Below are 19,781 nucleotides of genomic sequence, written 5' to 3'. Positions count from 1 at the left end.
CACGGGGCGGGCGCACGTATACGTGCACCCACCCCTCGGTTCGGGCGCGCACCTACCGCAATCGGCAAATATGTCAGGCCATAACCGCCGCGTCGGCCACCCACCACAGGGGCTGCGCGTGGCGGATCGCCGTTGCCGCGGCATGGGCGGAAAGCGGGTCGGCGAACAGGCCGAAGCAGGTGGCGCCCGAACCCGACATGCGGGCGAGCAGGCAGCCTTGCTGCGCGGTGAGGGCGGATTTCATGGCCGCGATCTCGGGCAAAAGACCTTGTGCGGGGGCCTCGAGGTCGTTGCGTTGCATGGCAAGCCAAGCGGCGAATTCGGCGGTGTTGGCCAGTTTCGGCAAAGGCTTCAGGCCTGCGTTGTCGCGGCGGGCCAGCGCCTTGAACACCTGCGGCGTCGAGACGGCAACGCCGGGGTTCACCAGCACCAGCCATGACGGGGGCAGCGCATGGGCAAGGGGCGCGAGCGTCTCGCCGATGCCCGTCATGCGGACCGGGCGCGGCGCGAGGCAGACCGGAACATCCGCGCCCAGAGACAGGATCGCCGCCGCATCGGGCATGGCCTTGCCCGACAGGCGGGCAAGGGCGCGCAGGGTTGCCGCAGCGTCCGAGGAGCCGCCGCCGATGCCCGAGGCGATGGGCAGGTGCTTGTCGAGCGTGATCGCCGCCGTCACCCCGATCGCGCGGGCGGCGCGCAGGACAAGGTTGTCATCCGTGGCAGGCAGGCTTGCTGCCCGGGGGCCGGTGATCGAAAGGGTCAGGTCGGGCGCGGCCTTTGCCGTGATGCGGTCGCCCGTATCGGCAAAGACCACGAGGCTGTCGAGCAGGTGGTAGCCATCGGCGCGCTGCCCTGTGACGTGCAGCGCGAGATTGATCTTGGCCGGTGCGAATTCAGTTGCCATCCGCCACGTCGGTCAGGGGCTTTGCACCCTCGGCCGCAAGCACGGCATCGAGACCCTTTTCCAGCTTGGCGCGGATGCGGGTGGCGTCCTTCTCTTCGGGGTCGAAGGACAGGGCGCGGCGCCATTGGAACTGCGCTTCGCGTTGGCGGCCGACGGCCCAGTAGACATCGCCCAGATGGTCGGTGACGATGGGATCGACCGGCTCGAGGAGCGAGGCCTTCTCCATCGGTTCGACAGCCTCTTCGTATTTGCCCAGGCGGAAATAGGCCCAAGCGAGGCTGTCGATGATGTAGCCCGCGTCGGGTTGCTTGGCGACGGCGGTCTGGATCATCTTCATCGCCTCGTCGAGGTTCTCGCCCCGGTCGACGAAGCTGTAGCCGAGGTAGTTCAGCACCTGCGGTTGGTCGGGTTCGAGTTCGAGCGCGCGGCGCAGGTCGGATTCGAAGGTTTTGAAATCGCCGCTGCGTTCGTGGCTGATACCGCGGGCGTAGAACAGGCCCCAGTGGCGGCGTTCGGGTTTGCCGATCAGGCCGATGGCGGCGTCATAGGCGGGGATGGCTTCCTTGAAGCGTTCCTCGCGGCGCAGCGCATCGCCAAGGGCGGTCTGCACGGCGACAAGGTTGCCATGCGTGCGGGCGAGCGATTGCAGCACCTCGATCGCGGCATCGGACTTGTCTTGGGCAAAAAGCGTGTCGGCGCGGCCGATTTCCGCGATGTGGTAGCTGGGGCTGTCGGCGGGGATCAGCGCGTAGGTTTCTTCGGCCAAGGCAGGTTGGCCCAGCGATTCGAGCAGGGCCGCCGAAAGCAGCAGGGCTTCGCCGTGGCCGGGTTGCAGATAGGCGGTGATGCGGGTGTAAAGCAGGGTGAAACCGTCATCGGCTTCGCCGCGCAGGGCTGCGGCAAGGGTGAAGAACACCTCGGCTATGCCGTCCTTGGCGTTGGTGACGATGTCGAAGGGCAAGACCTCGCCCGCCTTGAGACGGGTGCGGAGGGCGTCGATCTGGGGATCGGCCTCGGTCCCGAAGTTGCGGTCGAGCAGGGCGATGGCGTCGGGGTTGCGTTCGAGTTGCGACAGGATCTGCACATGGGCGATCACCCCACGGCGCATGACGGCGATGGGGCCCGAGTCCTTGCCGGACAGGATGTCGTCGGCCCCTTCGAAATCGCCCGCCGAGGCAAGGGCGAGGGCCTTGTGATAGAGGCCGAAGGCTTCGAGGCCCTGCGTCTTGGACAGGGCGTCGAAGCCTGCCAGCGCGTCGGTCATGTCGCCGTTGCCCAAGGCAGCCCATGCGGTCACCAGACCGTCGAGCAATTTGCCCGCCGTGCGACCGGCTTTCTGGTCGTCGATGATGCCCTTGAAGTCGCCTTTCTGCGCCTTTTCGGCGATGGTCGCGGTCCATGCCACCTGCGAGGTGCCACCCGCCTTGGCAAGACGGTCGGCAAATCCGGCGGCTTTCGCCACGTCGCCAAGGCCCATGTTCGAGATCACGGCCCCTTCGAGAAGGGCGGGGTCGTTCGGGGCCGATTGCAGCAGGCGGTCATACCACGCGGCGGCTTCGGCATAGTCGTTCTCGGTCGCGGCGACGCGGGCGGCGAGATAGGCGCCCGCATCCTCGCCTGACGGTTTGTCCTGCGCGAGGGCGGGCAGCGTGAAGGCTGCCAGCGTCAGCGCGAGAATGGGTCGGGCGAGGCGAAGGGGCATGGCGACTCCGGCAGAGGGCTTCGGCGCAGGCTAGACGCGGCGGTGGGCCAAGGCAATCGGCGCGGGGCGGAAATGCGGATGCTCGCGCGAATGTCAGAGCGTGCGCGGCAGGCAGCGCGGAAATCGCGGGCTTTTCTGCCGCAGGCATAGAGGGGGGCGAGGCACCGCAAAACGGCGGCCCCGCATCCGCGCCTGACGCGGGGCCGCTTTCAGGGCCGCAAAACGGCCCCTTGGTCACATGTTGGGATAGTTCGGCCCGCCGCCGCCCTGCGGGGTTGTCCAGTTGATGTTCTGCGACGGGTCCTTGATGTCGCAGGTTTTGCAATGGACGCAGTTCTGGAAGTTGATGACGAAGCGGGGGTCTTTCCCCTCTTCCGACACGACTTCGTAGACGCCTGCGGGGCAGTAACGCTGCGCGGGTTCGGCGTATTTGGGCAGGTTGACCGAGATCGGGACAGAGGCGTCTTTCAGCTTGAGGTGGGCGGGTTGCGCCTCGTCATGGTTGGTGAAGCTGAAGGCGACGTTGGTCAGGCGGTCGAAGGACAGTTTGCCATCGGGTTTGGGGTAGTCGATGGGCTTGAAGTTCTTGGCAAGGCCCGTGGCGGCAGCGTCGGATTTGCCGTGCTTGATCGTGCCGAAAAGCGAGAAGCCGACGGTATTGGTCCACATGTCGATGCCCCCGCCCATGAGGCTGGCGACAAGGCCGTATTTGGACCAGAGCGGCTTGACGTTGCGCACGCGCTTCAGGTCGCGGCCGATGGCGCCGCTGCGGACCTCGGTTTCGTAATCGGTCAGCTCGTCGCCCATGCGGCCCGCTTGCAGTGCTGCAAAGGCGGCTTCGGCGGCGGCCTTGCCCGAAAGCATGGCGTTGTGGTTGCCCTTGATGCGCGGCACGTTCACAAGGCCCGCCGAGCAGCCCAGCAGCGCCACGCCGGGGGCGACCATCTTGGGAATGGACTGCCAGCCGCCCTCGGAAATCGCGCGCGCGCCATAGGCCACGCGTTTGCCACCCTTCAGCAGTTCGGCAACCATCGGATGGTGCTTGAAGCGCTGGAATTCCATATAGGGGTAGAGGTAGGGGTTTTCGTAGTTCAGATGGACCACGAAGCCGACATAGACCTGATTGTTTTCAAGGTGGTAGATGAACGACCCGCCGCCCGCGTTGGACCCGAGCGGCCAGCCCATCGTGTGGGTGACGGTGCCGAGGCGGTGCTTGGCCGGGTCGATCTCCCAGATTTCCTTCATGCCGAGGCCGAATTTCTGCGGGCAATGGCCTTTGGACAGGTCGTATTTCGCGATGACCTCTTTCGACAGCGAGCCGCGCACGCCTTCGGACAGGAAGACGTATTTGCCGTGCAGTTCCATCCCCGGTTCATAGGAGGGGCCGGGTTCGCCGGTTTCGGGGTCGCGCCCGAATTCGCCCGCCACCACGCCTTTGACGCGGTCGCCCTCATAGACAAGCTGGCTTGCCGCCATGCCGGGGAAGATCTCGACGCCGAGTTCTTCGGCTTGCCCCGCCATCCAGCGGCAGACATTGGCCATCGAGACGATGTAATTGCCGTGGTTGTTCATCAGGGGCGGCATCGGCCAGTTCGGGATGCGGACCTGTCCGGCGGGGCCGAGGACGTAGAAGTTGTCTTCGACCACCTCGGTCTTGATCGGGGCGCCACGGGTCCGCCAGTCGGGGATCAGCGCGTCGAGGCCCGAAGGGTCAAGCACCGCGCCCGACAGGATATGCGCGCCGACCTCGGAGCCTTTTTCCAGCACGACGACCGAAACATTGGCGTCGAGCTGTTTCAGGCGGATCGCCGCCGAAAGGCCCGCAGGTCCTGCGCCGACGATAACGACGTCATATTCCATCGATTCCCGGACGATCTCGGCCATCTCGTGCGCTTCCCTGTTCTGTCCTGCCCACGCGGCACGCAATCAAGCAATAAAGTTGCGCCGCCGCTGCATTCCCCTAGCCCATCGCGCGGCAAAGGGTCAATCGGATCGCGGCATTCGCATGTCGCATTGCGGCATCGGGCCGCGCATTGGGCGGGCGGGGCGCAATTTCGGCGGGCGCGCCCCCTTGCATTTGCGATCTTGGTCGGGTCAGGTGGGCGCAACACTGCCCTTTGCCACTGTCCCTTGTCGGGACCGTGGCTTCCTTTTTGTTTGTGTTGGAGCCGATGGAAAAGATTCCGATGACGCGTGCGGGCTTCACCGCGCTGGACGACGAGCTGAAACTGCTGAAATCGGTCGAGCGGCCCGCCGTGATCCGCGCGATTGCGGAAGCGCGCGAGCATGGCGACCTGTCGGAGAACGCCGAATACCATGCGGCGCGCGAAAAGCAGTCTTTCATCGAGGGGCGCATCAAGGAGCTTGAGGCGCTGGTGTCGCTGGCCGAGGTGATCGACCCGACCAAACTGTCGGGCGCGGTCAAGTTCGGCGCGACCGTCACGGTGGTGGACGAGGACAGCGACGAGGAAAAGACCTACCAGATCGTGGGCGAGGCCGAGGCCGATATCGAGCGCGGCCTGTTGAACATCCGCTCGCCGCTGGCGCGCGCGCTGATCGGCAAGGACGAGGGCGACAGCGTCGAGGTCAAGACCCCCGGCGGGCAGAAAAGCTACGAGATCCTGAGCATCCGCTACATCTGATCGGGGATGGGGATGACCGACGACGAAAGACCTAAGCCGGGGCTGGGAGTCTTCCTTCGGGCGGATGAGCCCACGGGGCTGGGCGCGACCGAGCTGGTTGCCGCCGGACTGGCGGTGGTCTGGGTGGTGGCGGTGATCGCCTATGCGCTGGTGTCGCCGCCGTCGGATGGCGCGGGCTTGCTGGGGCTGGTGATGACGCTGCTGGTGGTGTTCCTGCCGCTGGCGCTGATCTGGGCGGCGGTGACGACGCTGCGGTCGGTGCGGGTGCTGCGGGCCGAGGCGGCACGGTTGCAGGCCACGGTGGACGCGATGCGCAACGCCTATCTGGTGGGGCAGCAATCGGCGGCCTCGATGAAGCCGGTGGTCGAGCAGCGGCTTGACGAGATTGCGGCTGTGACCAAGGAGGCGGGGGTGGCGCTGGCCTCGTTCCAGACGCGGCGGGATGGCAGCCTGACGGTGCCGTCCGCCGACCGCAAGGCCGCGCTGGTTGCGCCGAAACCGTCGGCCGATGACGAGCCGACGCTTGCGCTCGGGACACCTGCGGATGCGCTGCGCCCGCCGCTGGCGGTGGCCGACTTCATCCGCGCGATGAATTTTCCCGAAGGGCCGGATGACAAGGCGGGGTTCCGCGCCTTGCGTCTGGCGCTGGAGGACCGCAGCGCCGCCAAGCTGGTGCGGGCGGCGCAGGATGTGCTGACCCTTCTGTCGCAGGAAGGCATCTACATGGATGACCTGCGCCCCGAGCGGGCGCGGCCCGAGTTGTGGCGCAAGTTCGCCGCCGGAGAGCGCGGGCGGGCGATTGCGGGCCTTGGCGGGATTCGCGACCGCTCGTCGCTGGCGCTGACCGCTGGGCGGATGCGCGAGGACCCGGTGTTCCGCGATGCGGGGCATCATTTCCTGCGGACCTTTGACAAGGTGTTCCAGGAGGTGGAGCCGAATGCCTCGGATTCTGACCTTGCCGAGTTGGGCGACACGCGCACGGCGCGGGCCTTCATGCTGTTCGGTCGGGTGACGGGAACCTTCGACTGAGGGCGCGGGCAAATTTCTTGCAAGAAATTTGCAGATCCGTCCGAACGGATCTGGCTAGGGTCTGGGGGCTGCGGCGCGGCCAAGGCGGTCGTTGATCGCGCGGCCAAGGCCCGTTTGCGGGACAGGGGCAAAGGCGATGCCTGCGGGGCCAGCGATGCGGTCGGCCTCGCGCAGGATGTGGAACAGGTTGGCGGCGGCTTCGACCAGATCGCCCGTGGCCGAGAGCGAGAGCGCCGCACCCGCGCAGGGGCCGAAGCCGACCCAAGTTTCGCCCGCTGCCGGTTCTGTCACGTTCAGGCGCAGGGGGGCTGCGGGGGCGTAGTGGCTGGCCAATTGCCCCGGCGCGTTCGGCGTCTCGGCGCTGCCGCCCGTGGCGAGTGGCTGGCCGAGGGCGGCTTCCAGCACTTCGGCGGGGATGCCGCCGGGGCGCAGCAGCTGCGCTTTGCCCGCAAGGCCGAGGATGGTGGATTCCACCCCTACGGCACAGGCCCCGCCGTTCAGGATGGCGTCGATCCGGCCTGTCAGCCCTGCGGCCACATGGTCGGCGCGGGTGGGCGAGACCTTGCCCGAGGGGTTGGCCGAGGGCGCGGCAAGCGGGCCGTCGAAGGCCGCGAGCAGGGCGCGCGCGGTGGCATGGGCCGGAACGCGGATGGCCACGGTATCGAGCCCTGCGGTGACGAGGGGGGAAAGCCCCGCATCCTCGCGCAGCGGCAGGACCAGCGTCAGCGGGCCGGGCCAGAAGGCAGCGGCGATGGCCTCGGCGCGGGCGTCGAAGCGGGCATAGCGGCGGGCGGCCGCAAGGTCGGGCACGTGGACGATCAGCGGGTTGAAACGGGGGCGGCCCTTGGCATCGAAGATCCGCGCCACGGCATGGTCGGACCGCGCATCTCCGCCAAGGCCGTAGACCGTTTCGGTCGGAAAGGCCACGAGTCCGCCCGCCGACAGGATGGCTGCGGCGCGGATCAGTCCTTGGGGCGTGGGCAGCAGGGTTTCGGTCATGACGCGAGGTTTGGCTTGTGGCGGTCGGGGCTTGGGGTAGGTTCCACGGCATAGCCCCGTGATCCCTGTTTCACAAGCAAGACGAGGACGGACATGACCTATCGCGCGCCGCTGGAGGAGTTGCAGTTCCTGCTGGATCGGGTGGTGGGACTGCCGCAGGTGGCCGCAACCGAGCGGTTCGGGCAGGCGGGGTCGGCGACGGTCAGGGCAATTCTGGCCGAGGCGGGGCGCTTGGCCGAGGAGGTTCTGGCACCGCTGAACCGCAGCGGCGACCGCGAGGGCGCGCGGCTTGAAGCGGGCGGCGTTCGCGGCCCTGCGGGCTTCGCCGAGGCCTATCGGGCCATTGCCGCAGGCGGATGGGTCGGCATGGCCGCGCCCGAAGCCTATGGCGGCATGGGGTTGCCCGTGACCGTGGCGATGGCGGTGAACGAGATGTTCTCGGGGGCCTGTCTGGCCCTGCAACTGAACCCTTTGCTCACGCAGGGGCAGATCGAGGCGCTGGAGCATCACGGGTCGGAGGCGATCAGGGCGCTTTATCTGCCGAAGCTGGTTTCGGGCGAATGGAGCGGGACGATGAACCTGACCGAGCCGCAGGCGGGGTCGGATGTCGGCGCGCTGCGGTGCAGGGCCGAGCCGCTGGGCGACGGCACCTATGCGGTAACGGGGCAGAAGATCTACATCACTTGGGGCGATGCGGCGTTCATGCCGAACATCTGCCATCTTGTGCTGGCGCGTCTGCCCGATGCGGCTGCGGGGACGGGCGGGATCAGCCTGTTCCTTGTGCCGAAGGTCCTGCCCGATGCCCAAGGGCGTCCGGCACGGCCGAATGCGCTGTCGGTCGTGGGGTTGGAGCATAAGCTGGGGCTGCACGGGTCGCCCACCTGCGTGATGGACTTCGCGGGCGCGGTGGGCTGGCTGGTGGGGGCGCCGCATCGGGGGATGGCGGCGATGTTCACGATGATGAACAACGCGCGGCTTGGTGTGGCGGTGCAGGGCGTGGGCGTGGCAGAGGCGGCCTTGCAGGCGGCCGAGGCCTTTGCGGCGGCGCGGGTGCAGGGGCGGACCCCGCTGGGCGAGGGGCCGATTTCCGGACATGCCGATGTGCGGCGGATGCTGGCCGAGATGCGGGCCGAGGTGTTTTCGGCGCGGGCCATAGCGCTGGCCTGTGCCGTGGCGGGCGATATGGCGCGGGCTTCGGGCGAGGCGGGTGGCGCGGCCGGATGGGCGGCGCGGGCGGCCTTTCTGACGCCGATCGCCAAGGCATATGGCACCGATGCGGGCAGCCGTGTTGCGGATATGGCGGTGCAGGTGCATGGCGGGATGGGGTTCATCGAGGAAACCGGCGTCGCCCAGTTGCTGCGCGATGTGCGGGTGACGCGGATTTACGAAGGCACCAACGGGATACAGGCGATGGACCTTGTCGGGCGCAAGTTGGCCGATGGCGGGGCCGCGGCCTTTGCGCTGCTGGACGAGGTCGAGGCGGAAGCGGGTGGCGCGCCGGCCCTTGCCTTTGCGGCGCAAGAGTTGCGGGCGGTGACGAAAGAGCTGTTGGCGATGCCGATGGTCGACCGTCAGGCCGGGGCGGTGGCCTACCTGCGCGCCTTTGCGCTGGTGCTGGGCGCGCATTTCCATGTGCGGGCGGCTTTGGCCGATCCGGCGCGGGCGGCGCTGGCGCGGGTGGCGCTGGGGCGGATGTTGCCGGAATATGCGGGGCTGCTGGCGCAGGTGCGGCTGGGGGCCGCCGACCTTTATGCGGTGGTGGCATGATCCGGCATCCGTTCGGGACCGCACCCGCCGAGGGCGAGGCCATCGCGGTGGCCGAGGGCATTTTGTGGATGCGCCTGCCGCTGCCCATGGCGCTGGACCATGTCAATGTCTTTGCGCTGGACGACGGCGATGGCTGGACCGTGGTGGACACGGGCTTTTCCTCGCGCCGCGGCAAGGCGATCTGGGAGGCGCTGATGGCGGGGCCGCTGGGTGGCAGGCCCGTCAGGCGGGTGATCGTGACGCATTACCACCCCGACCACATCGGCCTTGCCGGATGGTTTCAGGCGCGGGGGGCCGAGCTGGTGACAACCCGCACGAGCTGGCTTTACGCGCGGATGCTGGTGCTGGACGAGCAGGCGGTGCCTTCGGCCGAGGCGCTGTCATGGCAAAGGCTGGCGGGCATTCCGGCGGCCGAGCTGGCGCGGCGGGCGGCGGAGCGCCCGTTCAATTTCTGCGACGTGGTCGAGGCATTGCCGCCCGGCTTTCGCCGCATCCGCGAGGGGGACAGCATCACCGCAGGCGGGCGCGACTGGCGGGTGCGCTGCGGCGACGGGCACGCGCCCGAACATGCGACGCTTTGGACCGATGGCCTTGTGCTTGGGGGGGACCAGCTTTTGCCGGGGATATCGGCCAATATCGGGGTCTACCCGACCGAGCCGGATGCCGACCCGCTGAGCGAATGGCTGGACAGTTGCCGCAGGTTCCAGACCGTCGCGCGCGAGGAAGATGTGATCCTGCCGGGGCACAAGCTGCCCTTTACGGGCTTGCCCTTCCGTCTGGTGCAGATGATCGAGAACCACGAGGCCGCATTGGAGCGGTTGATCGAGCATCTTGCCACGCCGCGCCCTGCGGTGGAGTGTTTCCTGCCACTGTTCAAGCGCGAGATCGGCGGGGCCGAGGCGGGGCTCGCGCTTGTCGAGGCGGTGGCGCATCTGAACTGTCTGGCGACACGGGGGCTGGTCACGCGCCATCTGTCGCAAGCGGGGGCGTGGCTGTGGCAAGCGGAGGGAAGGGCATGAGCGGCAAGACGAAGGCGGCGGGCGCGAAGGTGGCGGGCGCGAAGGCGGCGGGGACACAGAAAGAGGCGGGCGCGGTGGCGCCGCGCTCGGGTGCGGTGCATTGCGACCCGGCGCAGGCGGTCACGGTGGAAAACGCGCCCCTGCCGCAGGTGATGTCGAAACGTCCGGTCAGGGACAAAAGCCCCGCCGAATGGGCCTATGACCGGCTGATCCTGTATATCCAGAACTTCGAGGCGCAGCTCGACGCCGCGCATGAGGTGGCGATGGGCTTCACCGGCGGCGCGGGCGGCGTGTTGCAGATCGAGGGTGTGGGATATTTCGAACCCGATCTTGTCACGTTCTACGGGCGCGACGAGGACGGGCTGAAGACCCAGATGATCCAGCATGTCAGCCAGTTGAACGTGATCCTGCGCGCCGTGCCCAAGGAAAGCCCTGCCGAACCGCCGCGGCGCATCGGATTTACCATGATGCAGCAATGGGCGGGGGGCGAGTCGGGCGATGCCTCGGCCTGAGGGGATGCGACCCCGTGGCGGGCGATGCACCCGTGACAGCGCGCGGTGAATCGGGTATGTCGCGGCAAAACGATACGAAAGGGAACCGTCATGGCCGATCATAGCGACTACAAGCCGGGCAACATGGATATCCGTGTGCAGGAAAAGACCTTCGACAATTTCATGTGGTTCGTAAGCCGCGGCGCCGTGCTGGTGATCTGCATCCTGATCTTCATGGCGATCGTGAACGGCTAAGTGGAAAACCCCTTGTCCATGATGCGCGCGCTGGCTCTTTGTGCGGCGGCCCTGACGCTTTCGGCCTGCGGGGCCGAACCCGTCTGGGCGCCTGACGAGGCGGTTGCAGCCGCGCATTTCGTGGCCGAGGGGCCAAAGACCATCACGCTGTTCACGGTGGTCAACAACAATTCGGGCGCGGGCGCGCATAGCGGGCTGCTTATAAACGCGTCGGAGCGGATCATGTTCGATCCGGCGGGGACCTGGCATCACCCCGCGATCCCCGAGCGCAATGACGTGCATTACGGCATCACCGACAAGATGGTGCTGTTCTACATCGACTACCACGCCCGCGAGACCTTTCGCGTGCAGGAGCAGACGGTGACCGTCAGCCCCGCCGTGGCCGAAATGGTCGCCGCACGGGCCAAGGCCTATGGGGCGGTGCCCAAGGCCCAATGCGCCAATTCGATTTCCAGCATCCTGCGCGATGTGCCGGGGTTCGAAGACCTGCCGTCGACGTGGTTCCCGAACAAGTTGCATGACGCCTTTGCCAAGCTGCCCGGTGTCGTGGAAAAGGAAATCCGCGACGAGGACGCCGACAACAACCACGGGGTGTTGCTGGTGCAGGCGGGCGAAGGCCCGAAGTAAGCCCGCAACAGGACCGGACGGTCGACAGGAAGGGTGCGCAGATGTTGCGCGCCCTTTTGCGTTTCAGAACAGCGCCAGCATCGCATAGAGCGCCACAGCCCCTGCGGTGATGGCGGCGAGCGTGTTCCTTGTGGCGATGCCCACGGCCAGCGTGACGATGGCTGCGGTCAGGCGGGCGGGATCGGTCTGGCCGTTCGTCGCGGCAGGCCAGAACACGCCGGGGGCGACAAGGGCGGGCAGGATCGCCACGGCGGTAAACTTCAGCGCGCGGGTCAGCCATGCGGGCAGCGGGCGGTTGCCCAGCGTGCCGAGGAAGGAAAAGCGGATGAGATAGGTGCCGAGCGCGAGCGCGGGAATGACGATGTAAAGCGTGCTGCGGTCGATCATTTGCGCGCCTCGGTCCAAGCGTCGAGCAGGGCGCCCACGGTCATGGCGATGCTGGCTGCGACCAGAAGGCCGGTGCCGAAGGGCATCCACGCCAGCGCCAGCGACAGCGCGATGCCGGTTGCCGCAGCCGCGACATGGGGCAGGCTGCGCAGCATGGGGGCCACCATGCCGAGGAAGGTGATGGGCAGCGCGAAGTCGAGCGCCCATTCCGGCGGCACGGCGCGGCCGACGATGGCCCCGGCAAGGGCTGCGGCAAACCATGCCGGAACGATGGGTGTCACCGTGCCGAAGAAGAAGGCGACCTTTTCGGACTGGGTCAGGCGGGGGTTCTTTTCCACCTCGACGATCGTGGTGGCAAAGGTCTGGTCGACAAGGAAATAGCTCATCACCGCGCGGAGCCAGAGCGGCGTGGTTCCGAAATGCGGGGCGAGGGCGACGGAATACATCAGCATCCGCAGGTTCACGGCCAGCGCGGTCAGCAGCACGATCACGACGGGCGCCTGTTCCTGCATGGTCTGGATCGCCGCGAATTGCGAGGCGCCCGCGAAAACGGCGATGGTAAAGACCATCGTCTCCCAGACATGCAGGCCCGCTTCGGTGGAAACCACGCCGAAAAGCATGCCGAAGGGAATCGCCACCACAGTAAAGGGGAGCGAGGCTCGGAGGCCGCGGAAATAGGCGGAACGGACGGGTGACATGCGGGCGCTGCTTTACCTTGAGGGCGCTTCGGCTTAGGCCTTTCGGGGGCGGAGGAAAAGGGCAAAACGGGTGCGGCTTTTCGGGGTGATCCTTGCGGGCGGTCAGGGCCGGCGGATGGGCGGTGCCGACAAGGCGTTGCTGCGTCTGGCGGGACGCACGCTTGTCGCGCGGTCGGTCGACAGGCTGGAGCCGCAGGTGGAGCGTCTGGCGATCAGCGCCAATGGCGATGCGGCGCGCTTCGGCGGGCTTGGCCTGCCCGTGCTGGCGGATGACGCGCCGCAGGGGCCGCTGTCGGGGGTGCTGGCGGGGTTGGACTGGGCGGCACCGCTGGGGGCGACGGCCATCGTGACGGTGGCGGTGGATTGCCCCTTTTTTCCGGGCGATCTCGTGCCGCAACTGGCGCTGGCGGCCGAGCGGTCGGCGGGGGGCGTGGCCTTGGCGCGGTCGGGGGGCGATGACCACCCGACCTTTGGTCTTTGGCCCGTGGGCCTGCGCGGGGCGCTGCGCGATTTTCTGGCGAGCGGCGAGAAGGCGCGGGTGCGGGCCTTTGCCGACATGCAGGGTGCCGCGCGGGCGGATTTTGCAGGGAACGGGGCTTTCGGCAATCTGAACACGCCCGATGATCTGGCGCGGGCGGAGGCCATGATCGGGGCGGGGATATGAAGGTTTACGGCGTCATCGGCTGGAAGAACTCTGGCAAGACGGGCCTGATGGAGCGGCTGGTGGCCGAGATCACGGGGCGCGGCTTTACCGTGTCTACGGTCAAGCACGTGCATCATGATGTCGATCTGGACCAGCCCGGCAAGGACACGTGGCGGCATCGGGCGGCAGGGGCATCGGAGGTGGTGCTGGCTTCGGCCCATCGCTTCGCCATCCTGCACGAGCATCGCGGACCCGAGCCGGAACTGGCCGAGGTGCTGGCGCGGATGGCGCCCGTCGATCTGGTGCTGGTCGAGGGCTACAAGCGTGATCCCCATGCCAAGGTCGAGGTGTGGCGGCGCGAGACAGGGCACGAGCTGATCCAGCCCGGCGACCCCCTTGTGCGGGCGGTGGCGACGGACGAGGCGATGTCGCTGCCCGTGCCGGTGCTGGATTTGAACGATGCCAAGGCGGTGGCCGATTTCATTCTGGCCGAAGTCGGCCTGACGGGGGGCGCGTGACGGGCCCAGCATTCGATACGGTGGTGGTGGTGGACTGGTCGGCGGCCTCGGCGCCGTCGCCCGCCAGACCTTCGGCGGATGCGATCTGGATCGGTGTGGCGGGCGAGGCCGAGCGGGTGGAATATTTCCGCACGCGGGCGGCGGCCGAGGCGGCGCTTGCCGCGGTTCTGGCGGCCGAGCGGGCGGCGGGGCGGCGGGTTCTGGTCGGCTTCGATTTCGCGCTGGGCTATCCGGCGGGGTTTGCCGCGCGGCTGACGGGGCGGGCCGAGGCGCGGGCGGTCTGGGCGTGGATGGCCGGACGCATCGCGGATGATGCAGGCAACCGCAACAACCGGTTCGTCGTGGCCGCAGAGATCAACCGTGCCTTTGGCGGGGCGGGGCCGTTCTGGGGGCGTCCGGCGGGGCTGGAGCTGCCCGCGTTGCCCGCGACCAAGGCTGTGGATTATGCGGCGCTGGGATTGCCCGAGCGGCGGGCGGTCGAGCAGGTCGTGCCGCGCGCGCAGCCGGTGTGGAAGCTTTACACCACGGGGTCGGTCGGGTCGCAGGTGCTGATGGGTCTGCCGATGGTCCACAGGTTGGCGCAAGGCGCGGGCGTGGCGGTCTGGCCCTTTGACGCGACAGAGACGGAACGGGCGGGGGTGGTTCTGGCGGAAATCTACCCCTCGCTTCTGGCGGCACGGGTGGCAGCGGAAGGGGGCATCAAGGATGCGGCGCAGGTGCGGCTGCTGGCGCGGTCGCTGCGGCGATTGGCGCGGGCGGGGCAGATCGCTGCGCTGATGCGGGTGCCATCGGGCCTGCCGCCGGACGAGGGCTGGATTCTGGGTGCGGGCCACGAGGCGGCGTTGCGCGCCGCGTTGGAGGCCGCATGATCCGCTGCGCGCTTGGCCTGCCCGAGGCGATGCGGCGCGAGGCGGCGGCGCTGTACTGGCAGGCTTTTGGCGGCAAGCTCGGGCGCGTGCTGGGGCCGGAGCCTCTGGCGCTGGCCTTTGTCGAGCGGGTGATGCGGGCGGATCATTGCATCATCGCCGTCGGCCCCGGGGGGCTGGTCGGGCTTGCGGGGTTCAAGACTCCGGCCGGCAGTTTCGCCGGCGGCACGCCCGCCGATCTGCGCGCGGTCTATGGGGCATGGGGCGGGGCATGGCGCAGCGGCGTGATGCAGTTGCTGGGCGGCGACGGCGACCAGACGCGGTTCCTTCTTGACGGGCTGTGCGTCAGGCCCGACCAGCGGGGGCAGGGCATCGGCACGGCGCTGCTGGCGGCGATCTGCGACGAAGGGCGGGCGCGGGGCTACGGGGCGGTGCGGCTGGACGTGGTGGACACCAACGCGCGGGCGCGGGCGCTGTACGAGCGGCGCGGTTTCGCGCTTGAGCGCAGCACGCCCATCGGCCCGCTTCGCTATGTGTTCGGGTTCCGCGAGGCACATACGATGGTGCGAAACCTGTAGAGGTTGTGAAAGCGGTTTATCGGAAGCCCTTGGTTGTGCCATAGTCGCGCTGCGCTTCGGCGCGGTTGCAGGAAGCCCCTCGGATGAACGGGGCAATGCATAACAACAAGGGAATCGTGGGATATGCTGAACGAGTTCAAATCATTCATCGCCAAAGGCAACGTCGTCGATCTGGCGGTGGGTATCATCATCGGCGCGGCCTTTACGGCGATCGTCAATTCGCTGGTAGCTGACCTGATCAACCCGATCATCGGCCTGATCACCGGCGGCGTCGATTTTTCGAACCTCTACCTCGATCTGTCGGGCACAGCACCCGTGTCTCTTGCCGCCGCGCGCGAGGCAGGGGCACCGGTCTTTGCCTATGGGTCGTTCATCACTGCCGTGATCAACTTCCTGATCATCGCATGGGTGGTGTTCCTGCTGGTCAAAGCGGTGAACAAGCTGAAGGACGCGACCACCAAGAAAGAAGCCGCCGCAGCGGCGGCCGCGCCGAGCGGTCCGACGGAACTGGACGTTCTGTTGCAGATCCGCGATGCGCTGAAGAAGTGACCGGATGCGCCCGCCCCGCATGACGGGGCGGGCGTTTTGCCCGTTACAGGCGCAGGGCTTCGGCTGCCGCGATGGTGGGCAGGCCAAGTGCTGTGCCGACCGCTTCGTAAGTCAGCTTGCCCGCATGGGTGTTGAGCCCGTTCATCAGATGCGGATCGTCGGCGCAGGCCTTTTTCCAGCCCTTGTCGGCCAGTGCCAGCAGGAAGGGCAGGGTCGCGTTGCCAAGCGCCTGGGTCGAGGTGCGGGCCACGGCCCCCGGCATGTTCGCCACGCAATAGTGCAGGATGCCGTCGACGGTGTAGATCGGGTCCTGATGGGTGGTGGCGTGGCTCGTCTCGAAACAGCCGCCCTGATCGATGGCGACATCGACGATGGCTGCACCCGGTTTCATGGTTGAAAGCTGTGCGCGGGTGACAAGTTTCGGCGCGGCGGCACCGGGGATCAGCACGGCCCCGATGACCATATCGGCATCGCGCACCAGCTCGGCCGTGGCGGCGGCGCTGGCATAGCCGTTCTTGAACAGCCCGCCGAAGGTGTCATCAAGGTAGCGCAGGCGCAGGATCGAGCGGTCGAGCACGGTCACATCCGCGCCCATTCCGGCGGCGACCCGTGCGGCATGGGTGCCGACGACCCCGCCCCCCAGCACGACGACGCGGGCCGGAGCGACCCCCGGCACGCCGCCAAGCAGAACGCCGCGCCCGCCATTGGCCTTTTGCAGCGTCCACGCCCCGACCTGCGGGGCCAGACGGCCCGCAACCTCGGACATGGGGGCAAGCAGGGGCAGGCCGCCACGCGCGTCGGTCACGGTTTCATAGGCGATGGCGGTGACGCCGGATTTCAGCAGATCGGCGGTCTGTTCCGGATCGGGGGCGAGGTGGAGATAGGTGAAGAGAAGCTGCCCTTCGCGCAGGCGGACGCGTTCGACGGCCTGGGGTTCCTTGACCTTCACGATCATCTCGGACTTGGCAAACAGCTCTTCGGCGGTGCCGACGATCTGCGCCCCCGCGGCGAGGTAATCGGCATCGGAAAAGCCCGACCCCGTGCCTGCGTTGGTTTCGACCATCACGCTGTGGCCATGCGCCACGGCTTCATGCACCGCGCCCGGCGTCATGCCGACCCGGAATTCCTGCGGTTTGATCTCTTTCGGGCAACCGATTTTCATGGACGTTCCTCCCTTGGACTTTTGTCCTTGGGGCCAGCTTTGTTCATCTTTGGCGCAGATGCTTTGAATTCTGGGTGACGCGCATGGGCTTGGGCGGTAGAATCTTCGGCAATCACACGAATTCACGCAGGAACCTGCCGCCATGTCCGAGCTTGACGCAACCGACCGCCGGATCCTTACCGTCTTGCAGAAGGAAGGGCGGATCACCAATGCCGAACTGTCGGAGCGGGTGAACCTGTCGCCTTCGGCCTGCCACCGCCGCACGCAGCGGCTTGAGGAAGAGGGGTTCATCGCGGGCTATGTGGCGCTGCTGGATGCGCGGCGCCTCGGGCGGCCGACGACCGTTTTCGTCGAGATCACCTTGCAGGGGCAGGCGGACGAATTGCTCGACGCCTTCGAGCGCGAGGTGGCGAAGATACCCGACATTCTGGAATGCCATCTGATGGCGGGGCAGGCGGATTACCTGATCAAGATCATGGCCGAGGATACCGAGGATTTCGCCCGCATCCACCGCCAGTATCTGAGCCGCCTTCCGGGGGTGCGGCAGATGCATTCCAGCTTTGCCTTGCGGACGGTCGTCAAGACGACGGCGCTGGCCGTGTGACGGTGACAAAGCGTTAACCCGCTTGGCGTAGAACGGGCCGAGGTGAACCCTTGGGGCGCGCGGATGGGCCGGTTTTTCGGGATGGCAGGTATGTTGGTGCTGGCAGCCCCCTTGGCGGCGCTGCCGCCGGCGGGGCGCGGGCCGGTGCTGGTGCTGCTGCCGCCCTGGGCCGATGCCGTGGCGCTGGTCGGTGCGGCAGGCGGGCGGCTGGTCGGGCCGGAACGCGCCGCCTTTGCGGTGCTGGCGCAGGGCGAGGCTGCGGATTTTCCTGAAAGGTTGCGGGCTGGCGGTGCTTGGGCCGTGGCCGATGGCACGGGCTTGGCCCGCATGTGTGGAGCACAGGATGAGTGAACTTGGAAACGCCTTTGCGGCCACGCAGGCGGAAGCGGCGCGCAAGCTGGTCTGGGCGGCGGCGGTCTTTCTGCCTGTGACGGCGGCAAGCGGCTGGGCGGTCGGCAACGGGTTTGCCGCGGCGCTGGTTTCGGCCGGATTTCTGGCGCTGGGCCTGTCGGGGCAGCGGCAGGCCGCACCCGTGGCGCGGGTGGCGACGGCTTTGGCCGTGATCGGACAGCCTGTTGCGATGACGGCGGCCCTGGCGGGGCATCCGTGGCAGGTCGATCTGCACATGCTTTTCTTTGCCGCGATGGCGGCTTTGGTCGCGATGACCGACATGCGGGCCCTGCTGGTCGCGGCGGGTCTGGTGGTGCTGCACCATCTGGTGCTGAGCGTGGCGTGGCCCGTGCTGGTCTACCCGTCAATCGGCCTGCTGACCGATATAGAGCGCACGCTGATGCATGGTGCCATTCTCGCAGGAGAGACGGCGGCGCTGTTGCTGGCGGTCCACCGTGTGCGGGGCCTGATCGCCGAAGCCGAAGCGCGGCAGGAAAAGCTGGCCGAGACGATGGCGCAGGTGCATCGGGCCGAGGGCGAGGCTGTCGCGGCCTTGCGCCTGGCCGAAGCCGCCAAGGCGGCCGCCGAGGTGCAGGCCGCCCATGCCGAGCAAGCGCAGGCCGAGATGCGCGCCGAACAGGCCCGCGCGGCGGCGGCGGCGGAAACCGTGCGTCTGGCCGAGGCGCGGCAGGAACAGATAAGGGCCGAGGCCGCGGCCAAGGCGGCAGCGGCGGTCGAGGCGTTGCGGGCAGGGTTGTCGCGCCTGTCTTCGGGTGACCTGAAGGTGACGATCCATGATCCGCTGGCACCGGAATACGAAGGGCTTCGGGTCGATTTCAATCAGGCCGCCGCAATGCTGGCAGGGGCGATCGGGCGTCTGTCAGAGGTGACAGGGCAGATCCGGTCGGAGGCCCGCGCCATCAACGAGGCGGCGGGTGATCTTGCGCGGCGGACCGAACGGCAGGCGGCAACGCTCGAGCAGACCTCGGCCGCGATGACCGAGTTGACGACGACGGTGCAGGCCTCGGCCGCATTGGCGGTGCAGGCCGAAGGGGCGACCGACGGGGCGCGGCGCAGTGCGGTGCAGGGCAGCGAGGTCGTCGGTCAGGCCATCGGGTCGATGAACCGCATTTCCGAAAGCGCGACCAAGATCGCGCGGATCACGGATGTGATCGGGGAGATTGCCTTCCAGACCAATCTTCTGGCGCTGAACGCGGGGGTCGAGGCGGCGCGCGCGGGCGAAGCGGGGCGCGGGTTCGCCGTGGTCGCATCGGAAGTGCGGGCACTGGCGCAGCGCTGTTCGGATGCGGCCAAGGAGATCAACCAGCTGATCGAGGAAAGCGGAGAACAGGTGCGCGACGGCGTGCTTCTGGTCGGCCGCACGGGCGAGGCGCTGGGCGAGATCACGACCTCGGTCCAAGAGATGGCGGGGCATGTGGCGACCATCGCCCGCTCGGCGGAATCGCAATCGCGCGGGCTGGCCGAAATGAACGCCGCGATTGCCGATCTGGACCGCGTGACGCAGCAGAACGCGTCGATGTTCGAGGAGACGTCAGCCGCCTGCCAGACGCTGGTTTCGGTGACCGACGAAATGCAGGGAACGGTCGCCCAGTTCCGCGTGCAAGAGGAAGCGCCGCTGAGTTTCCGGCGCAGGGCCTGAAGGGGGATGACGGTTGCAGAAAGACCGGCGTAGCGGGTCGCAACTGGCTGGGCGGTCGGGAAAGTGCGGCATGGCGGCAGCCTTTGCAGACAGACCGCCCTTGCTGCGCCCCCTGCCCAAGCGGTCAGGGCGGGTGGTAAGGGCGGGCGAGGGCGTCTGTGCGGACCTTGCCCTTTGCCCAGCTCCCTGAAGGCCGCCGAAGCGGGCTGGGGCGGTGCTTGGCTTGCCAAAGAAAAACCCCCGGCCTGACGGACGGGGGTTGATCGTTTGGGCGCAATCCTTGCGGAGTGT

At 67.7% G+C, this 19,781-nt stretch carries 22 protein-coding genes; 15 read left to right on the top strand and 7 right to left on the bottom strand.

The window, feature by feature from the left end; translation table 11 throughout:
* Positions 1–73 precede the first annotated feature (73 nt).
* The 3 genes from H7F16_RS04365 to H7F16_RS04355 all read right to left on the bottom strand — a co-directional run bounded on the left by H7F16_RS04365 (position 74) and on the right by H7F16_RS04355 (position 4,490).
* Entirely contained in the window at positions 74–904 is an 831-nt protein-coding gene (locus H7F16_RS04365; RefSeq protein ID WP_185796300.1) for a 4-(cytidine 5'-diphospho)-2-C-methyl-D-erythritol kinase, read from the bottom strand.
* Entirely contained in the window at positions 894–2,606 is a 1,713-nt protein-coding gene (locus H7F16_RS04360) for a tetratricopeptide repeat protein (protein ID WP_185796299.1), read from the bottom strand. Before H7F16_RS04360 ends, H7F16_RS04365 begins: the two co-directional genes overlap by 11 nt.
* Positions 2,607–2,840: 234 nt before the next feature.
* Positions 2,841–4,490: an electron transfer flavoprotein-ubiquinone oxidoreductase gene (locus H7F16_RS04355; RefSeq protein ID WP_185796298.1), complete on the bottom strand. Its 1,650-nt coding sequence runs from the start codon at positions 4,488–4,490 to the stop codon at positions 2,841–2,843.
* Between the two features lie 287 nt (positions 4,491–4,777).
* Between H7F16_RS04355 and greA the strand changes: the two genes are divergently transcribed.
* On the top strand, positions 4,778–5,248 hold the full coding sequence (gene greA, locus H7F16_RS04350) for a transcription elongation factor GreA (protein WP_185796297.1): 471 nt from the start codon (positions 4,778–4,780) through the stop codon (positions 5,246–5,248).
* A 12-nt stretch (positions 5,249–5,260) separates the two neighbouring features.
* Positions 5,261–6,277 (top strand): hypothetical protein, encoded by a 1,017-nt coding sequence (locus tag H7F16_RS04345; protein ID WP_338401956.1) that lies wholly within the window; start codon positions 5,261–5,263, stop codon positions 6,275–6,277.
* A gap of 54 nt (positions 6,278–6,331) precedes the next feature.
* Here the strand turns inward: H7F16_RS04345 and H7F16_RS04340 are convergent, their stop codons facing one another.
* Positions 6,332–7,276 carry an L-threonylcarbamoyladenylate synthase gene (locus H7F16_RS04340; RefSeq protein ID WP_185796295.1) on the bottom strand — a complete coding sequence of 315 codons (945 nt, stop codon included), beginning with the start codon at positions 7,274–7,276 and terminating at the stop codon, positions 6,332–6,334.
* A 93-nt stretch (positions 7,277–7,369) separates the two neighbouring features.
* Between H7F16_RS04340 and H7F16_RS04335 the strand changes: the two genes are divergently transcribed.
* The 5 genes from H7F16_RS04335 (at position 7,370) to H7F16_RS04315 (ending at position 11,435) form a co-directional block, all read left to right on the top strand.
* Complete coding sequence (locus H7F16_RS04335; RefSeq protein WP_185796294.1) at positions 7,370–9,043, top strand: acyl-CoA dehydrogenase family protein; 1,674 nt, start codon at positions 7,370–7,372, stop codon at positions 9,041–9,043.
* On the top strand, positions 9,040–10,062 hold the full coding sequence (locus H7F16_RS04330) for an MBL fold metallo-hydrolase (RefSeq protein ID WP_185796293.1): 1,023 nt from the start codon (positions 9,040–9,042) through the stop codon (positions 10,060–10,062). The genes H7F16_RS04335 and H7F16_RS04330 overlap by 4 nt, the downstream gene beginning before the upstream one ends.
* Positions 10,059–10,574 carry a DUF6173 family protein gene (locus tag H7F16_RS04325; RefSeq protein ID WP_241741172.1) on the top strand — a complete coding sequence of 172 codons (516 nt, stop codon included), beginning with the start codon at positions 10,059–10,061 and terminating at the stop codon, positions 10,572–10,574. The genes H7F16_RS04330 and H7F16_RS04325 overlap by 4 nt, the downstream gene beginning before the upstream one ends.
* 90 nt (positions 10,575–10,664) lie before the next feature.
* A complete protein-coding gene (locus tag H7F16_RS04320; protein WP_185796292.1) occupies positions 10,665–10,808 on the top strand; it encodes an aa3-type cytochrome c oxidase subunit IV in 144 nt (47 codons plus the stop codon).
* A 21-nt stretch (positions 10,809–10,829) separates the two neighbouring features.
* Positions 10,830–11,435 (top strand): hypothetical protein, encoded by a 606-nt coding sequence (locus H7F16_RS04315; RefSeq protein WP_185796291.1) that lies wholly within the window; start codon positions 10,830–10,832, stop codon positions 11,433–11,435.
* A gap of 63 nt (positions 11,436–11,498) precedes the next feature.
* Here the strand turns inward: H7F16_RS04315 and H7F16_RS04310 are convergent, their stop codons facing one another.
* Together H7F16_RS04310 and H7F16_RS04305 are read right to left on the bottom strand one after the other, a co-directional pair.
* Positions 11,499–11,822, bottom strand: a complete 324-nt coding sequence (locus tag H7F16_RS04310; protein WP_185796290.1) for an AzlD domain-containing protein — start codon at positions 11,820–11,822, stop codon at positions 11,499–11,501.
* Positions 11,819–12,520, bottom strand: a complete 702-nt coding sequence (locus tag H7F16_RS04305; RefSeq protein ID WP_185796289.1) for an AzlC family ABC transporter permease — start codon at positions 12,518–12,520, stop codon at positions 11,819–11,821. Before H7F16_RS04305 ends, H7F16_RS04310 begins: the two co-directional genes overlap by 4 nt.
* 70 nt (positions 12,521–12,590) lie before the next feature.
* On the opposite strand from H7F16_RS04305, the gene mobA reads away from it, so the two are divergent.
* From mobA to mscL, 5 genes are all read left to right on the top strand, one after another.
* Positions 12,591–13,184 (top strand): molybdenum cofactor guanylyltransferase MobA, encoded by a 594-nt coding sequence (mobA, locus tag H7F16_RS04300; protein WP_185796288.1) that lies wholly within the window; start codon positions 12,591–12,593, stop codon positions 13,182–13,184.
* Entirely contained in the window at positions 13,181–13,681 is a 501-nt protein-coding gene (gene mobB / locus H7F16_RS04295) for a molybdopterin-guanine dinucleotide biosynthesis protein B (RefSeq protein WP_185796287.1), read from the top strand. Before mobA ends, mobB begins: the two co-directional genes overlap by 4 nt.
* A complete protein-coding gene (locus H7F16_RS04290) occupies positions 13,678–14,550 on the top strand; it encodes a molybdopterin guanine dinucleotide synthesis (protein ID WP_185796286.1) in 873 nt (290 codons plus the stop codon). The genes mobB and H7F16_RS04290 overlap by 4 nt, the downstream gene beginning before the upstream one ends.
* Complete coding sequence (locus H7F16_RS04285; RefSeq protein WP_185796285.1) at positions 14,547–15,125, top strand: GNAT family N-acetyltransferase; 579 nt, start codon at positions 14,547–14,549, stop codon at positions 15,123–15,125. Before H7F16_RS04290 ends, H7F16_RS04285 begins: the two co-directional genes overlap by 4 nt.
* Before the next feature lie 123 nt (positions 15,126–15,248).
* On the top strand, positions 15,249–15,674 hold the full coding sequence (gene mscL, locus H7F16_RS04280) for a large conductance mechanosensitive channel protein MscL (protein ID WP_185796284.1): 426 nt from the start codon (positions 15,249–15,251) through the stop codon (positions 15,672–15,674).
* A gap of 43 nt (positions 15,675–15,717) precedes the next feature.
* Here the strand turns inward: mscL and ald are convergent, their stop codons facing one another.
* Positions 15,718–16,836 carry an alanine dehydrogenase gene (ald, locus tag H7F16_RS04275; protein WP_185796283.1) on the bottom strand — a complete coding sequence of 373 codons (1,119 nt, stop codon included), beginning with the start codon at positions 16,834–16,836 and terminating at the stop codon, positions 15,718–15,720.
* A 142-nt stretch (positions 16,837–16,978) separates the two neighbouring features.
* Between ald and H7F16_RS04270 the strand changes: the two genes are divergently transcribed.
* The 3 genes from H7F16_RS04270 to H7F16_RS04260 all read left to right on the top strand — a co-directional run bounded on the left by H7F16_RS04270 (position 16,979) and on the right by H7F16_RS04260 (position 19,490).
* Positions 16,979–17,440, top strand: a complete 462-nt coding sequence (locus tag H7F16_RS04270; RefSeq protein WP_185796282.1) for an Lrp/AsnC family transcriptional regulator — start codon at positions 16,979–16,981, stop codon at positions 17,438–17,440.
* Positions 17,441–17,521: 81 nt separating this feature from the next.
* Positions 17,522–17,791: a hypothetical protein gene (locus tag H7F16_RS04265; RefSeq protein WP_185796281.1), complete on the top strand. Its 270-nt coding sequence runs from the start codon at positions 17,522–17,524 to the stop codon at positions 17,789–17,791.
* The gene (locus tag H7F16_RS04260; RefSeq protein ID WP_185796280.1) at positions 17,784–19,490 is read left to right on the top strand and encodes a methyl-accepting chemotaxis protein; all 1,707 of its coding nucleotides are present in this window, start codon (positions 17,784–17,786) and stop codon (positions 19,488–19,490) included. Before H7F16_RS04265 ends, H7F16_RS04260 begins: the two co-directional genes overlap by 8 nt.
* Positions 19,491–19,781: the final 291 nt, after the last annotated feature.

It is taken from the genome of Paragemmobacter straminiformis (genome assembly GCF_014243445.1).
GTDB lineage: Bacteria > Pseudomonadota > Alphaproteobacteria > Rhodobacterales > Rhodobacteraceae > Paragemmobacter > Paragemmobacter straminiformis.
The sequence above is the reverse complement of the archived record's forward strand: the minus strand, read 5'-3'. Positions and strand labels throughout refer to the sequence as shown.

Coding starts and splice junctions, on each gene's coding strand:
- H7F16_RS04365 (WP_185796300.1), bottom strand. CDS start 904: ATGGCAACTGAATTCGCACCGGCCAAGATCAATCTCGCGCTGCACGTC.
- H7F16_RS04360 (WP_185796299.1), bottom strand. CDS start 2,606: ATGCCCCTTCGCCTCGCCCGACCCATTCTCGCGCTGACGCTGGCAGCC.
- H7F16_RS04355 (WP_185796298.1), bottom strand. CDS start 4,490: ATGGCCGAGATCGTCCGGGAATCGATGGAATATGACGTCGTTATCGTC.
- greA (WP_185796297.1), top strand. CDS start 4,778: ATGGAAAAGATTCCGATGACGCGTGCGGGCTTCACCGCGCTGGACGAC.
- H7F16_RS04345 (WP_338401956.1), top strand. CDS start 5,261: ATGACCGACGACGAAAGACCTAAGCCGGGGCTGGGAGTCTTCCTTCGG.
- H7F16_RS04340 (WP_185796295.1), bottom strand. CDS start 7,276: ATGACCGAAACCCTGCTGCCCACGCCCCAAGGACTGATCCGCGCCGCA.
- H7F16_RS04335 (WP_185796294.1), top strand. CDS start 7,370: ATGACCTATCGCGCGCCGCTGGAGGAGTTGCAGTTCCTGCTGGATCGG.
- H7F16_RS04330 (WP_185796293.1), top strand. CDS start 9,040: ATGATCCGGCATCCGTTCGGGACCGCACCCGCCGAGGGCGAGGCCATC.
- H7F16_RS04325 (WP_241741172.1), top strand. CDS start 10,059: ATGAGCGGCAAGACGAAGGCGGCGGGCGCGAAGGTGGCGGGCGCGAAG.
- H7F16_RS04320 (WP_185796292.1), top strand. CDS start 10,665: ATGGCCGATCATAGCGACTACAAGCCGGGCAACATGGATATCCGTGTG.
- H7F16_RS04315 (WP_185796291.1), top strand. CDS start 10,830: ATGCGCGCGCTGGCTCTTTGTGCGGCGGCCCTGACGCTTTCGGCCTGC.
- H7F16_RS04310 (WP_185796290.1), bottom strand. CDS start 11,822: ATGATCGACCGCAGCACGCTTTACATCGTCATTCCCGCGCTCGCGCTC.
- H7F16_RS04305 (WP_185796289.1), bottom strand. CDS start 12,520: ATGTCACCCGTCCGTTCCGCCTATTTCCGCGGCCTCCGAGCCTCGCTC.
- mobB (WP_185796287.1), top strand. CDS start 13,181: ATGAAGGTTTACGGCGTCATCGGCTGGAAGAACTCTGGCAAGACGGGC.
- H7F16_RS04285 (WP_185796285.1), top strand. CDS start 14,547: ATGATCCGCTGCGCGCTTGGCCTGCCCGAGGCGATGCGGCGCGAGGCG.
- mscL (WP_185796284.1), top strand. CDS start 15,249: ATGCTGAACGAGTTCAAATCATTCATCGCCAAAGGCAACGTCGTCGAT.
- ald (WP_185796283.1), bottom strand. CDS start 16,836: ATGAAAATCGGTTGCCCGAAAGAGATCAAACCGCAGGAATTCCGGGTC.
- H7F16_RS04270 (WP_185796282.1), top strand. CDS start 16,979: ATGTCCGAGCTTGACGCAACCGACCGCCGGATCCTTACCGTCTTGCAG.
- H7F16_RS04265 (WP_185796281.1), top strand. CDS start 17,522: ATGGCAGGTATGTTGGTGCTGGCAGCCCCCTTGGCGGCGCTGCCGCCG.
- H7F16_RS04260 (WP_185796280.1), top strand. CDS start 17,784: ATGAGTGAACTTGGAAACGCCTTTGCGGCCACGCAGGCGGAAGCGGCG.